Annotated in this window: 13 protein-coding genes; 11 read left to right on the top strand and 2 right to left on the bottom strand. The window is 36.6% G+C overall.

Going from position 1 to position 13909, the window contains the following annotated elements:
• Window positions 1–14: 14 nt before the first annotated feature.
• The 11 genes from lpxD to nadB all read left to right on the top strand — a co-directional run bounded on the left by lpxD (window position 15) and on the right by nadB (window position 12206).
• Window positions 15–1043, top strand: a complete 1029-nt coding sequence (gene lpxD / locus P278_RS06240; RefSeq protein WP_038265327.1) for a UDP-3-O-(3-hydroxymyristoyl)glucosamine N-acyltransferase — start codon at window positions 15–17, stop codon at window positions 1041–1043.
• Window positions 1036–2442, top strand: coding sequence for a bifunctional UDP-3-O-[3-hydroxymyristoyl] N-acetylglucosamine deacetylase/3-hydroxyacyl-ACP dehydratase (locus P278_RS06235; RefSeq protein ID WP_038265324.1), 1407 nt, complete (start codon window positions 1036–1038; stop codon window positions 2440–2442). Before lpxD ends, P278_RS06235 begins: the two co-directional genes overlap by 8 nt.
• A 3-nt stretch (window positions 2443–2445) precedes the next feature.
• Window positions 2446–3234, top strand: a complete 789-nt coding sequence (gene lpxA / locus P278_RS06230) for an acyl-ACP--UDP-N-acetylglucosamine O-acyltransferase (protein ID WP_038263907.1) — start codon at window positions 2446–2448, stop codon at window positions 3232–3234.
• A gap of 26 nt (window positions 3235–3260) precedes the next feature.
• Entirely contained in the window at window positions 3261–3827 is a 567-nt protein-coding gene (gene efp, locus P278_RS06225; protein ID WP_038263906.1) for an elongation factor P, read from the top strand.
• Between the two features lie 12 nt (window positions 3828–3839).
• Window positions 3840–4775: a UDP-3-O-(3-hydroxymyristoyl)glucosamine N-acyltransferase gene (locus P278_RS06220; RefSeq protein WP_038263904.1), complete on the top strand. Its 936-nt coding sequence runs from the start codon at window positions 3840–3842 to the stop codon at window positions 4773–4775.
• Between the two features lie 77 nt (window positions 4776–4852).
• Window positions 4853–5725: a succinate--CoA ligase subunit alpha gene (sucD, locus tag P278_RS06215; protein ID WP_038263902.1), complete on the top strand. Its 873-nt coding sequence runs from the start codon at window positions 4853–4855 to the stop codon at window positions 5723–5725.
• 195 nt (window positions 5726–5920) lie between these two features.
• Window positions 5921–6667 carry a 3-oxoacyl-[acyl-carrier-protein] reductase gene (gene fabG / locus P278_RS06210; RefSeq protein ID WP_038263900.1) on the top strand — a complete coding sequence of 249 codons (747 nt, stop codon included), beginning with the start codon at window positions 5921–5923 and terminating at the stop codon, window positions 6665–6667.
• A 64-nt stretch (window positions 6668–6731) separates the two neighbouring features.
• On the top strand, window positions 6732–8765 hold the full coding sequence (locus tag P278_RS06205) for a vWA domain-containing protein (protein WP_038263897.1): 2034 nt from the start codon (window positions 6732–6734) through the stop codon (window positions 8763–8765).
• Between the two features lie 10 nt (window positions 8766–8775).
• Window positions 8776–9591 carry a prohibitin family protein gene (locus tag P278_RS06200; RefSeq protein WP_038263895.1) on the top strand — a complete coding sequence of 272 codons (816 nt, stop codon included), beginning with the start codon at window positions 8776–8778 and terminating at the stop codon, window positions 9589–9591.
• A gap of 135 nt (window positions 9592–9726) precedes the next feature.
• The gene (gene nadA / locus P278_RS06195; RefSeq protein ID WP_038263893.1) at window positions 9727–10653 is read left to right on the top strand and encodes a quinolinate synthase NadA; all 927 of its coding nucleotides are present in this window, start codon (window positions 9727–9729) and stop codon (window positions 10651–10653) included.
• Between the two features lie 2 nt (window positions 10654–10655).
• Window positions 10656–12206, top strand: coding sequence for an L-aspartate oxidase (nadB, locus tag P278_RS06190; RefSeq protein WP_316930402.1), 1551 nt, complete (start codon window positions 10656–10658; stop codon window positions 12204–12206).
• 4 nt (window positions 12207–12210) lie between these two features.
• Here the strand turns inward: nadB and P278_RS06185 are convergent, their stop codons facing one another.
• Both P278_RS06185 and P278_RS06180 read right to left on the bottom strand, forming a co-directional pair.
• Window positions 12211–12762 (bottom strand): hypothetical protein, encoded by a 552-nt coding sequence (locus P278_RS06185; RefSeq protein WP_038263888.1) that lies wholly within the window; start codon window positions 12760–12762, stop codon window positions 12211–12213.
• Between the two features lie 7 nt (window positions 12763–12769).
• Entirely contained in the window at window positions 12770–13630 is an 861-nt protein-coding gene (locus P278_RS06180; RefSeq protein ID WP_038263885.1) for an OmpA family protein, read from the bottom strand.
• Window positions 13631–13909 lie beyond the last annotated feature (279 nt).

The raw sequence follows: 13909 nt of genomic DNA, 5'->3' as shown, positions 1-13909 counted from the left end.
ATACTTTTGCCATGATGAAATTTACAGCAGCACAAATAGCCAACATTCTTGAAGGGGATGTTGTAGGAAATCCAGATGTTGAAGTCTCTAAACTTTCCAAGATAGAAGAAGGTACAGAAGGATCATTAACTTTTTTGGCAAATCCGAAATACAAACCACATATATATACCACAAAGGCCTCAGTTACTATTGTAAATAAGGATTTCGAGGTTGATGCAAGTTTAACTACTACTTTAATTAGAGTAGATGATGCTTACAAGGCTTTTTCTACGCTATTGGAGTATTATAATCAGGTTAAACTGAATAAAAAAGGTATTGAACAACCTGTTTTTGTTTCTGAATCAGCTTCGTATGGTGAAGATATATACATTGGTGCTTTCGCCTACATTGGAGAAAATGTTAGTATTGGGGATAATGTGAAGATATATCCTAATGTTTATATAGGTGACAATGTTAGTCTGGGTGACAATTGTATCGTTTTTGCCGGGGCAAAGATATATTCAGAATCTGTTATTGGTAATAATTGCGTGATACACAGCGGATCAATAATAGGGGCTGATGGTTTTGGATTTGCACCAGATGAGAATGGAGCGTTTCAGAAAGTGCCACAAACCGGGAATGTTATTTTAGAAGATTTTGTTGATGTTGGAGCCGGAACTACTATCGATAGAGCAACCCTGGGATCTACAGTTATTAGAAAAGGGGTTAAACTCGACAATCAAATACAAATTGCCCATAATGTGGAAATTGGAGAAAACACGGTTATTGCAGCACAAACAGGGATTGCCGGTTCTACTAAAATTGGCAGAAATTGTATGATTGGAGGACAGGTAGGTATTGTTGGACATATTGTAATAGGCGATAGAGTTAGAATACAGGCACAATCAGGGATAGGTAGAAATATAAAAGACGATGAAGTGCTTCAGGGTTCTCCTGCAATGGGATATTCAGACTATAATAAGTCTTATGTTTACTTTAGAAATTTACCTAAAATAGTTGATAGAATTGACCAACTTGAAAAAAAACATACTTTCAATGACTAATACCATAACAGATAAGCAACGTACGATTGCAAAAGAAGTATCCTTAAAAGGTGTAGGGCTTCATACTGGTAAGGAGGTTACAATGACATTCAAACCTGCTTCTGAAGGTTTTGGATATGCGTTTAAGCGAATAGATCTGGAAGGGCAACCTGTAATCGAAGCAGATGCTAATTACGTTGTGAATACCCAAAGAGGTACCAACCTTGAAAAAAATGGGGTAAAGATTCAGACATCTGAACACGTTTTAGCCGCTTTGGTGGGATTGGATATCGATAACGTTTTAATTGAGTTAGATGCTTCAGAACCGCCAATAATGGATGGTTCTTCGAAGTATTTTATAGAAGCCCTTGAAAAGGCCGGATTGGTAACTCAAGAAGCAGATCGCGAAGAATATGTGGTAACAGATGTGATATCGTATTCCGATGAGGAAACAGGTAGTGAAATAACGATTATTCCTGCTGATGAATATCAGGTAACCACTATGGTTGATTTCGGCACGAAGGTATTAGGGACACAGAATGCTACGTTGAAGAGAATGGCAGATTTTAAAGATGAAATCGCCAATGCCAGAACCTTTAGTTTTTTGCATGAAATAGAAATGTTACTTGAAGGAGGGTTAATTAAAGGTGGAGATCTTAATAACGCCATTGTTTATGTAGATAAAGAATTATCTCCTCAAACTATGGAAAAGTTAAAGGTTGCATTTGATAAAGACAGCATCGCTGTGAAGCCAAACGGTATATTAGATAATTTAACATTACATTATCCTAATGAAGCGGCCAGGCATAAATTATTAGATGTTATTGGAGATTTAGCATTGGTGGGGACTCGAATTCGAGGGAAGGTCATTGCTAATAAACCAGGACATTTTGTGAATACCCAATTTGCTAAGAAGCTGTCAAAGATCATTAAGATTGAAAAACGCAATAAAGTTCCAAAATTTGATTTGAATCAACCTCCATTGATGGATGTTACGGAGATCATGAATAAGCTCCCTCACAGACCTCCATTTTTGTTAGTTGATAAAATATTGGAGTTGTCAGATAGTCATGTAGTTGGGGTTAAGAATGTGACCATGAACGAACCTTTTTTTGTTGGGCACTTTCCAGGAGCTCCGGTTATGCCGGGAGTTCTTCAGGTAGAGGCTATGGCGCAAACAGGAGGTATTTTGGTGTTAAGCACCGTACCAGATCCAGAAAACTACTTGACATATTTCATGAAAATGGATAATGTGAAGTTTAAGCAACAAGTTTCTCCCGGTGATACCCTTATTTTTAAATGTGAATTAATTTCGCCAATAAGAAGAGGTATCTGTCATATGCAAGCTTATGCCTATGCTAATGGAAAACTAGCAACAGAAGCCGAATTAATGGCTCAGATAGTAAAAGTAAAAAATTAAGAAATGAATCAACCACTAGCATACGTACATCCTGGTGCCAAAATAGCAAAAAACGTAGTAATTGAACCTTTTACCACCATTCATAATAATGTGGTTATTGGAGAGGGTACCTGGATAGGGAGTAATGTAACGATCATGGAAGGGGCACGAATTGGAAAGAATTGTAATATTTTTCCAGGGGCCGTAATTTCTGCTCCACCGCAGGATCTTAAGTATCAAGGAGAAGATACAATAGCTGAAATTGGAGATAATGTTACCATCAGGGAATGTGTAACCATCAACAAAGGAACCAGCGACAGGATGAAAACTGTTTTAGGTGATAATTGTCTTATAATGGCTTATTGTCATATTGCACATGACTGCATTGTGGGTGCAAACTGTATTTTTTCTAATAATAGTACATTAGCGGGACACATTACTGTGGGAGATAGTGTTGTATTGGCTGGGATGACTGCTGTACATCAGTTTTGTTCTATTGGGAATCACGCTTTTGTTACCGGTGGTTCACTGGTTAGAAAAGATGTGCCTCCTTATGTAAAGGCGGCAAGAGAACCACTTTCCTATGTGGGAATTAACTCTGTTGGATTGAGAAGACGTGGATTCTCTACCGAGAAAATCAGAGAAGTTCAGGATATTTACAGAATACTATATCAAAGAAATTATAACAATACCCAAGCGGTCGAAATTATAGAGGCTGAAATGGAAGCTACTCCGGAGCGAGATGAAATCCTTCAGTTTATTAAAGATTCTCAACGTGGAATTATGAAAGGGTATTTCAGCGCGAACAGTTAAAATAATTATTTTAAAAAACATTAAAAATGGCAAGTACTTCAGATATTAAAAAAGGACTTTGTATTCGTTACAATCACGATATATTTAAGATTATTGAGTTTTTACACGTTAAACCGGGTAAGGGACCGGCATTCGTAAGAACAAAACTTAAAAGTGTAACTACCGGAAAGGTAATCGATAATACTTTTTCTGCTGGTCATAAAATTGATGACGTTAGGGTAGAGACGCATAGTTTTCAGTATTTGTATCCCGAGGGCGATTCATTTCATTTTATGAATACTGAAGATTTCAATCAAATCACACTTCAAAAAAGTGCGCTGGATGCACCAGATCTTTTAAAAGAAGGTGAAGTGGTTTCGATTCTCTTAAATTCAGAAGACGGGATGCCTTTATCTGTTGAGATGCCAACTCATGTGGTTTTGGAAATTACACATACGGAACCTGGAGTTAAAGGGAATACGGCAACCAATGCAACAAAACCTGCAACGGTTGAGACTGGCGCAACAGTTAACGTGCCTTTGTTTATCAATGAAGGAGACAAGATTAAAATAGAGACTGATAAAGGTACTTACGTAGAGCGCGTTAAGGAATAGCATGTTGTTTATATGAAGTTTCCTCAAAAGCATACGCTAAAGCAAATAGCTACCATTATTGGTGTGAAGTATATAGGAGCTGATGATTTTCCTGTTCTCGGAATGAACGAGATTCATGTGGTGGCACCCGGTGATATTGTTTTCGTCGATCATCCTAAATACTATGAAAAGGCTTTGAACTCAGCAGCAACTGTTGTTTTAATTAACAAGGAGGTGGATTGTCCGGAAGGAAAAGCTTTGTTGATATCAGATGATCCTTTTCGTGATTTTAACAAGTTAACAGCTTATTTTAAGCCTTTTGAAGGGGCTCATGAAAATATAGCAGCCACAGCCAGGATAGGGAAAGGAACGGTTGTTCAGCCTGGTGCTTTCATAGGTAACAATGTTGAGATAGGGGAGAATTGCCTAATCCATGCGAATGTATGTATTTATGATAACACGATTATTGGTAATAATGTAACCATCCATGCAGGATCTGTATTAGGGGCTGATGCATTTTATTACAAGAACAGGCCTACGGGTTTTGATAAATTGCTTTCCGGAGGTCGTGTTGTTATAGAAGATCATGTTGATCTTGGAGCTCTTTGCACCATAGACAGAGGGGTCACAGGTGATACAACCATCAAAAAAGGTACTAAAATTGATAACCAGGTTCATGTTGGGCACGATACTGTAATTGGAGAGAAGTGTCTTATAGCTTCTCAAACAGGAATCGCAGGATGTGTGGTTATAGAAAATGAAGTAACGATCTGGGGTCAGGTAGGAATGACCAGTGGGATTACCATAGGAGAGAAAGCTGTTATTTTGGCTCAATCGGGTATCAGTAAATCTTTGCCTGGTAATACTACATATTTCGGATATCCAGCAGAGGAAGCCCGTAAGAAGTATAAAGAGTTAGCATCTATTCGTAAAATTCCTTTTATCATCGAGAAAATAGGTAAAGATTAAATCATCATTAAAATATTAAAATTCATTTCGCAGTTCGTATTCTAAATACTACTTTTGTGAAGCTAAAAAAATAACTCATGAGTGTTTTAGTAAATAAAGATTCAAAAATAATTGTACAAGGATTTACCGGAAGTGAAGGAACTTTTCACGCCGAACAAATGATTGATTATGGAACCAATGTAGTTGGTGGTGTTACTCCTGGTAAGGGAGGACAAGAACATCTTGGCAAGCCTGTTTTCAATACAGTTTCTGAAGCTGTTGAAAAGGTAGGAGCTGATACTACAATCATTTTTGTTCCACCTGCATTTGCTGCAGACGCTATTATGGAAGCTGCCGACGCAGGGATTAAAGTAATTATTACAATTACAGAAGGTATTCCTGTTGCTGATATGGTAAAGGCATACGATTATGTTAACGATAAAGATTGTCGTCTTATAGGACCTAACTGTCCTGGAGTAATTACTCCGGGTGAAGCGAAGGTTGGAATTATGCCAGGTTTCGTTTTCAAAAAAGGAAATGTTGGTATTGTTTCTAAGTCGGGAACTTTAACCTACGAAGCTGCTGATCAGGTGGTAAAACAAGGATTAGGAATTACCACTGCCATTGGAATTGGTGGTGATCCAATTATTGGAACTACTACAAAAGAAGCTGTTGAATTGTTAATGAATGACGAAGAGACAGAATGTATTGTAATGATTGGAGAAATAGGTGGTCAGCTTGAGGCAGATGCTGCACGTTGGGTTAAAGAAAATGGTAATAAAAAGCCAGTTGTTGGTTTTATTGCTGGAGAAACAGCTCCTAAAGGTCGTACAATGGGACACGCAGGTGCTATTGTTGGAGGTGCTGATGATACTGCTGAAGCCAAGAAGCGAATTATGAGTGAATGTGGAATTCACGTAGTTAATTCACCAGCTGAAATAGGAAAAAAAGTTGCCGAGGTACTTGGGTAATCGGTGATTCTAAAGAAATATTACTTTAAAAAGCCATCTTCTTTATTGAAGATGGCTTTTTTGTTTGTAGTAAACTATTTACTTGCAGTAGATTAATAATGCAATGCTGTTTAGTGCGTATAGTCCTAAGTTATTTGTTTTTTTGCTCACACAAATAACTTATATTTGATTTTTACTAATCATTTGGAAATAAACATGAAATTACTTGACGGAAAAACTGTAATTATAACAGGTGCCAGCAGGGGTATCGGAAAAGGTATTGCTGAAGTTTTTGCAGCACAAGGGGCGAATATAGCATTCACTTATAATTCATCAACTGAGGCTGCTAATGCTTTAGAAAATGAATTATCAGCTAAAGGGGTGAAAGTTAAAGGCTACAAGAGTAACGCAGCCGATTACGAACAAGCACAGCAATTGGCTGAAGCTGTTGTAAAGGAGTTTGGCTCGATTGACGTCCTTATTAATAATGCAGGAATTACCAAGGATAATCTTTTAATGAGAATTACAGAAGAGGATTTTGATAAGGTAATTGAAGTGAATCTTAAGTCTGTGTTTAATATGACTAAGGCGGTTCAGCGTACCATGCTGAAACAGCGTAAAGGTTCTATTATTAACATGAGCTCAGTGGTTGGGGTTAAAGGAAATGCCGGACAAACCAACTATGCTGCTTCAAAGGCAGGGATTTTAGGTTTTACCAAGTCGGTTGCATTGGAACTTGGTTCCAGAAATATTAGATGTAATGCTATTGCGCCAGGCTTTATTGAGACTGAAATGACCGCAAAACTTGACGATCAGGTAGTTCAGGGATGGAGAGATGCAATTCCTTTAAAACGTGGTGGCTCTCCTGAAGATGTTGCTAACGCGTGTTTGTTTTTAGCTTCTGACTTATCTGCTTATGTAACCGGACAAGTGTTGAATGTAGACGGTGGGATGTTAACATAGTTTTTATAACTTGATTAAGCACATTCCGCTATAAATTTGTAGCTTGTAGGTTTGTACTGTATTTATGCATATAGAAACCGTTTTACTACTAATATTAGCAGCAGTTATCGCCTTGTTAACTGCTGTATTTCAGTATATTTATAAAAAGAAAAGCAAGTCTTCTCAAGACTTGCTTTTCGCTTTTTTAAGATTCCTTAGTGTTTTTAGTTTGTTGGTATTGTTAATTAGTCCTGAAATAACAACCACTCATAGTTTTATAACTAAAAAAGAATTACCTGTTTTAATTGATAATTCAGAATCGATCAGGTTTTTGGGACAGGGGCAGATGGCTAAAGATATTGTTTCCACCCTAAAAGCTCATAAAGATCTTAATGACAAATACAATGTCGTCTATTATAGTTTTTCTGATGAGTTAAATCGTTTAGACAGTTTGAATTTTGAGGAAAAACAAACTAACATAACCAAGGCGTTGTCTCAATTGCTAGAGCTACAGGATGAAAATAAACTTCCTGTTGTTTTGATTTCAGATGGAAATCAGACCTATGGTTATGATTATAATTTTTATTCCAGGAATTACCCGAATAGCATATTTTCGGTGGTTATAGGTGATACTACCAAGCATCAGGATATTCGTATCGACAATATCAACGTTAATAAATATGCATTTTTAAACAATACGTATCCTGTAGAGATTATAACCAGTTATAAAGGAGAAAATGAGGTACCAACGGTTCTTAAGCTTTACAATGAAAATAAATTGGTTTATTCTAAAGCTTTTACTTTTTCCGAAACTAATAATTCAAATATTTTTACGATTGAGTTGCCAGCAGTGGATATAGGTGTGCAGCGATTGCTGGCTACTTTGACTCCATTTGAAAAAGAGCAAAATAAAACCAATAACACACGGCATTTTGCTATTGAAGTGATCGATCAGAAGACTAATATAGCTATCGTTACTGACATTAGACATCCAGATATAGGAGCGTTGAAAAGATCTATCACTTCCAATGAGCAACGTGCAGTTGATGTGGTTGAAGTGGATATGTTTAGTGATGAAAAGGCGGGAGCATATCAAATCCTGATCCTTTTTAATCCTACTAATAAATTTGAAAAGGTTTATCGGTATTTAAAAAACACCAATAAAAACGCTTTTACGATTACAGGCACTTCAACAGACTGGTCTTATTTAAACAAGAAGTATATACAATTTGAGAGAGCGATAAGTTTTGATACAGAAGAAGTTTTACCTATATATAATGAAGGGTATCAACCGTTTATTTTTGAGGATATTGGGTTTGATGATTTTCCACCATTACATGCTTCATTTGGAGATTTAAATATTCTTGGAGCATTGGATGTTTTATTAAACACAAGAATAGGTAATGTGAACACAGACACACCGCTATTGGTGTCTTTTGAGGAAAAACAGAAAAGAGAAATAGTTCTTTTTGGTGAAGGAATCTGGCAATGGCGCGCAAAAAGTTTTAGAGATCAAAATTCTTTCGAACCTTTTGATAGATTTATGGGTGGTTTAATTCAATATCTGAGCAGCTCTAATGATAGGGATCGATTGAATTTGAATTTCAATTCATTTTATTACGGTAATAACCAGGTGTCCATTTCAGCGACTTATTTCGATAAGAATTATGTATTCGATAATAAAGCACAATTACAAATTGTTATAAGGGATGATAAGAATGAGGTGAATACTATTCCGATGCTATTGAAGAATAATTATTTTGAGGTAGACCTTAGTGCGCTGGAAGCGGGGGATTATAATTTTACGGTAACTTCCTTGTCTGATAAGATTAGTAAGTCTGGCAAATTTACTATATTAGAATACAACGCTGAAGAGCAGTTTACAAGCGCCAATTATGGTAAATTAAAAAGTGCTTCAGAACAGACTTCTGCTCAAGTATATTTAGGAGCTCAAGTAAATGATCTGATAGAAGGGCTTATACAAACAGATACATACAAACCAATTTACAAAACAGAAGAAATTAAAACTCCATTAATTGAATGGGAATGGATTTTATTTTTCTTAACGGCGGTTTTGGCGATGGAATGGTTTTTAAGAAAATATAACGGATTAATTTAAATTAATATTTATGGATAGATTACCTAAAGCGGTCATACCCGGAATTGTGATTTTTATACTTTTAATCATATTTATATCAAAATCAACAGTAACCATTGGTTCTGGAGAGGCTGGTGTTTTATACAAGGTCTTTGGAGGGGGTGTTGTTACCGATGAGCCTCCACTAGGAGAGGGATTTCACATTGTGGCTCCATGGAACAAGGTTTTTGTATACGAAGTAAGACAGCAAGAGATTTTTGAAAAAATGAACGTGTTATCTTCTAATGGTCTTGATATCAAACTTGATGCCTCAGTTTGGTTTCAGCCGGATTATCAAAATTTGGGAAAACTTCATCAAGAAAAGAGTGAGCAATATAGAGAAAGAGTGCTATTACCTGCGGTAAGATCTGCTGCGCGTAGTGTAGTAGGGCGCTATACTCCTGAGCAATTGTATTCCACGAAAAGAGATGCCATTCAAAAGGAAATTTTTGAAGAAACCAAGAAGATAGTTTCTGATCAATTCATCCAGCTTAATGAAGTTTTGGTTAGAGATGTTACGCTTCCACCGACGATCAAAGAGGCCATTGAACGAAAGCTTAGACAAGAGCAGGAATCTTTGGAGTATGAATTTCGTTTGGAAAAAGCAGAAAAAGAAGCGGAACGCCAACGTATTGAAGCAGAAGGTAAGGCAAATGCCAACCGAATTCTAAATGCCTCCCTGACGGATAATATTTTACGGGAAAAAGGTATTGATGCCACTTTGAGAATGTCAGAATCTCCTAATAGTAAAGTTATTGTTATTGGAGGGGGTGATGACGGTTTACCGATTATCCTTGGAAATCAGTAAATTTTAAGGCATTTAATAGTTTAAACGGCATCCTTAACGGGATGCCGTTTTTGTTTTGGAATAATACCTGACTTTTATCATGTTTATTCCTGGTAGTGCTATCTATTTTTGTTTGCGATTATCTATTCTTAAAACATGAATTTAAAAGAAGAAATAACGCGTTTAAAGAAAGAAAAGAACGCCGTCATTTTGGCTCATTATTATCAAGACGGGGCAATTCAGGAGGTTGCTGATTTTGTCGGCGATAGTCTGGGGTTATCACAACAGGCAGTTGATGCCAAAGCTGATATCATAGTGTTCGCAGGGGTTCATTTTATGGCTGAAACTGCCAAAATCTTAAATCCTTTAAAGCGGGTAGTGGTACCAGATCTAGATGCTGGTTGTTCGTTGGCAGATTCATGTCCTCCGGATTCTTTTAATGAGTTTATTAAATCGCATCCCGATCATGTGGTAGTTACTTATGTAAATTGTTCTGCTGCAATCAAGGCGATGACTGATATTGTCTGTACCTCATCAAATGCAATTCAAATAATAGAATCGATTCCTAAAGAAAAGCCCATAATATTTGCACCAGATAAAAATTTAGGGAATTACATAAATAAAGTTACAGGGCGAGAAATGCTTTTGTGGGATGGATCATGTGTGGTTCATGAGGCCTTTGCAATTGATAAGATCCTGACGCTATTAAAAGAAAACCCCGAGGCAAAAATAATTGCCCATCCGGAATCTGAGGAGCACATTTTGAAAATAGCTTCATTCATTGGTTCTACAGCTGGAATGATTCGGTATGTAAAAGAGCACCCCGAGGAAAAATATATCGTTGCAACCGAAGTTGGAATTTTACATGAAATGCAAAAGGAGGTTCCGGATACGGTTTTAATACCTGCACCGGCACAAGAGGATAATACATGTGCATGCAGTGAATGTGCATTCATGAAAGTGAATACACTTCAAAAACTCTATGAAGCACTAAAAAATGAAGCTCCTCTTGTTGAAGTTCCTGAGGATATCAGAAAGGAAGCGGTAAAACCAATAGAGCGAATGCTTAAATTGTCCGTGTAATAGTGAATACTGATTTTTTAATAATAGGATCGGGTCTTGCAGGACTTTCCTATGCGCTAAAAATAGCTACTTATTATCCAGGTAAGCAAATTACTATTGTAACTAAAAAAGAAGCCTCGGAATCGAATACAAGATATGCACAGGGAGGTATTGCAATTGTATCAGATTTCAAATCAGATTCCTTCGAAAGGCATATTGAGGATACGTTACAGTGTGGAGATGGTTTGTGTAACAGGGATGTTGTTAGATTGGTTGTAGAGCAAGGGCCCGATAGATTAAAGGAATTAATTAGTTGGGGTGTATCTTTTGATTTAAATAACCAGAATTCTTATGATCTAGGAAGAGAGGGAGGGCATTCTTTGCCCAGAGTATTACATCATAAGGATATTACGGGATTTGAGTTGAAAAAGAAACTTTTAAGTAAAATACGTCTTTGTGAAAACATCACTATCCTGGAAAATCATTTTGCTATCGATCTCATAGTGGATAAAGTCCCGAATCTCAGATGTAATGGCGCTTATATACTTGATACAAACACCCAAGAAATAATTACCATAACTTCCGGGAGTACCATATTGGCTACTGGTGGTATAGGTCATATTTATGGTCATACAACAAATCCATTTATAGCCACAGGCGATGGCATAGCCATAGCGTACAGGGCAGGGGCAGACATTGAGGATATGGAATTCGTGCAATTTCATCCTACAGTTATGTATCGGCAATCGAATCGAAAAGCCTTTTTAATATCTGAAGCTGTCAGAGGTTTTGGGGCATATTTGAAAAATTCAGAAGGAAAACGATTTGTCTTTAAGTATGATGAAAGAGGTGAGCTTGCCTCCAGAGATATTGTGTCCAGAGCTATCTATAATGAATTGAAAATGAGTAATCATTCTTGCGTGTATTTGGATTGTACGCACCTTGATATAGTGTCATTTAAAGAGAGTTTCCCTACGATATATCATCATTGTTTAACTGCAGGGATCGATGTATCTAAAGATTGGATTCCGGTTAGACCCGCTGCTCATTATTTATGTGGGGGTATTAAAGTTGATATAAACGGACAGACATCAGTTAAAAATTTGTTTGCATGTGGAGAATGTGCGAGGACAGGTTTGCATGGTGCTAATCGTTTGGCATCCAATTCGCTGTTGGAGGCGGTTGTTTATGCGCATCAAATTTATGAATATCATAAAATTCAATATACTATTCCTGATGGCTTAAAATTTCATAAAGAGCTAAAAAAAAATGTAGCTAAAAATGCTCAAATTCATGTACAATCTTTAAAGGAAGAGCTACAAATTTTAATGACGGAAAGTGTTGGGATTGTTAGAACGGATGAGGCGTTAGCCGAGGCAAAGACTAAAGTGAGCCATTGGAAGCGGTTGGTAGCGCGTCATTATTCGTCACCTCCACTTGATTTAGCAGTTGGTGAGTTAAGGAATATGCTTACAGTGGCAGGGCTTATCATTGCGCATTCTTTACGGAGAGGCACTAATAAGGGCGGGTATTTTAATTCAGATAGAGTACCTTTTGTAAAGGAATTAAAATGAATTATTACTCATCCATAAGGTTTTGAGCTTGTCCTTTCCAGTCATCCCTCTTAATTCTACCGGGGAAAAATTCTATGAGGGTTGTGATGGTTTCGATGTCTTCTTCTTGCATTTTGCTTAATTGACGATAGGTGAAAATACCAATATCATTAAGTTTTTTTTCAATAAACGGCCCTATACCGGCTATTTGTTTCAGATCATCTTTTTCATGGGTAGTGGCTACACCTATGTTACCAAAGTTTAATTTGGGTTTTTCTGCGCCGTTCTTCTTAGGTAATTGTGATTTGAATACTTGATTGTCCGGATCTATTACGCTGGCGCCACTTCTTCCGTACCGTAAAACGGCCTTAATTTTGGGAGCTTCCGTAGTTAGTGTTTCCTCTTTGTTGTTAAGTTCGCCATCTTCTTGGGTCTTCTTTTGAGGTTTCGGTTTCTTTGGCTTGCTTTTATCAGCATATAATTTAGATAAAAACCATCCCAATAAAAAAGAGGTAAACATTAATATCCATATAAGAATGTTCGATCCGGTAAATAAAAATACATTCAAAGCTAGCATAGATACTTTAATTCATGGTTATAACAATACGTCTGTTTTTTTGTCTGCCCTCGGTTGTGTTATTATCACCAATAGGCTCTGTTTCACCAGCAGATCGAACTGTAATATTATCCTTAGGAATCCCTTGTTCAACTAAATATAAAGCAACACTTTTAGCTCTTTGTAATCCAACCCACTCATTGTCGGCTTCGTTTCCGATATCGTCTGTGTGTCCCGTAATAGCAATATTCTTTTCAGGATTACCTGTGATAAACACCCTTAATGAGTCTACATATGTTTTAAATGCATTATCCGGTTCAAAGGTGTTAGAGGCAAACTTAGCAAATAAAACTTTACGAGAAATGTTGTTATTGACTACTTTTTTGATTTTTTTTGGAATGGTGTCGATGTGAATTAGAAATCCGTTATCGTATTCCTCTTTTTTGTTATATTCAAAAGCACCTTCTTTCGTTTTAACTTTGATTCTGCTACTGTCAACTCCATGAATTACAAAAATTGACTTTAAATATTCAGCTCTGCGTTCGGCGAGTGTATAGGGCTCGGTTTTTTTATAGATTCCCTGTATGGTAATAAATTTATCCGGATTATTAATTAGGTAGGTGTGTAGTTTATTCTTAAAGTCCTTGGAATTAACTTCTCTGATTTTAGTTTCCCACTTTTTAATGATAAACTTGCCTTTTATATCGCTATCAAGGCTATTGGTGCCAGGTTCATTGATAACATTGGATGTTTGATTACTAACCAGTGGAGTTTCTGATTCAGAGGTAACCGTTTGGATCGTATTATGCGTCATGAGCATATTAAATATCCAAATGCCCACAATGGACCAAACAAAGAAAATCGTGAATGCAACCAAAAATCCTTTCATTGTGTAAAACGCTGGTTGTTAAGTGTATAATAAATTTAAAAATATGTGATCATGCTTCCAATTTATGAGAGTTTTATAAGTTTTGTCACAGATTTATCGGATGAAAAACATATTTATAACACAAAAACTATCATGTTCATTTGTTTAATTTAAAAAAGGTGCTATATATTTGTACCAACAAAAAGAAATAATGAATAACATTCAATTACATCATCATCATTTTCATACTTGCGCTCAGGCGAGGTGAGAAAGTTATGTGTAATTCTAAGCATAAAAATT

Source organism: Zhouia amylolytica AD3 (assembly GCF_000511935.2).
In the GTDB taxonomy this organism is placed as follows: Bacteria; Bacteroidota; Bacteroidia; order Flavobacteriales; family Flavobacteriaceae; genus Zhouia; species Zhouia amylolytica.
Note: the sequence above shows the minus strand (reverse complement) of the source record. Positions and strands in the feature narration are given on the sequence as shown.

Coding starts and splice junctions, on each gene's coding strand:
- lpxD (WP_038265327.1), top strand. CDS start 15: ATGAAATTTACAGCAGCACAAATAGCCAACATTCTTGAAGGGGATGTT.
- P278_RS06235 (WP_038265324.1), top strand. CDS start 1,036: ATGACTAATACCATAACAGATAAGCAACGTACGATTGCAAAAGAAGTA.
- lpxA (WP_038263907.1), top strand. CDS start 2,446: ATGAATCAACCACTAGCATACGTACATCCTGGTGCCAAAATAGCAAAA.
- efp (WP_038263906.1), top strand. CDS start 3,261: ATGGCAAGTACTTCAGATATTAAAAAAGGACTTTGTATTCGTTACAAT.
- P278_RS06220 (WP_038263904.1), top strand. CDS start 3,840: ATGAAGTTTCCTCAAAAGCATACGCTAAAGCAAATAGCTACCATTATT.
- sucD (WP_038263902.1), top strand. CDS start 4,853: ATGAGTGTTTTAGTAAATAAAGATTCAAAAATAATTGTACAAGGATTT.
- fabG (WP_038263900.1), top strand. CDS start 5,921: ATGAAATTACTTGACGGAAAAACTGTAATTATAACAGGTGCCAGCAGG.
- P278_RS06205 (WP_038263897.1), top strand. CDS start 6,732: ATGCATATAGAAACCGTTTTACTACTAATATTAGCAGCAGTTATCGCC.
- P278_RS06200 (WP_038263895.1), top strand. CDS start 8,776: ATGGATAGATTACCTAAAGCGGTCATACCCGGAATTGTGATTTTTATA.
- nadA (WP_038263893.1), top strand. CDS start 9,727: ATGAATTTAAAAGAAGAAATAACGCGTTTAAAGAAAGAAAAGAACGCC.
- P278_RS06185 (WP_038263888.1), bottom strand. CDS start 12,762: ATGCTAGCTTTGAATGTATTTTTATTTACCGGATCGAACATTCTTATA.
- P278_RS06180 (WP_038263885.1), bottom strand. CDS start 13,630: ATGAAAGGATTTTTGGTTGCATTCACGATTTTCTTTGTTTGGTCCATT.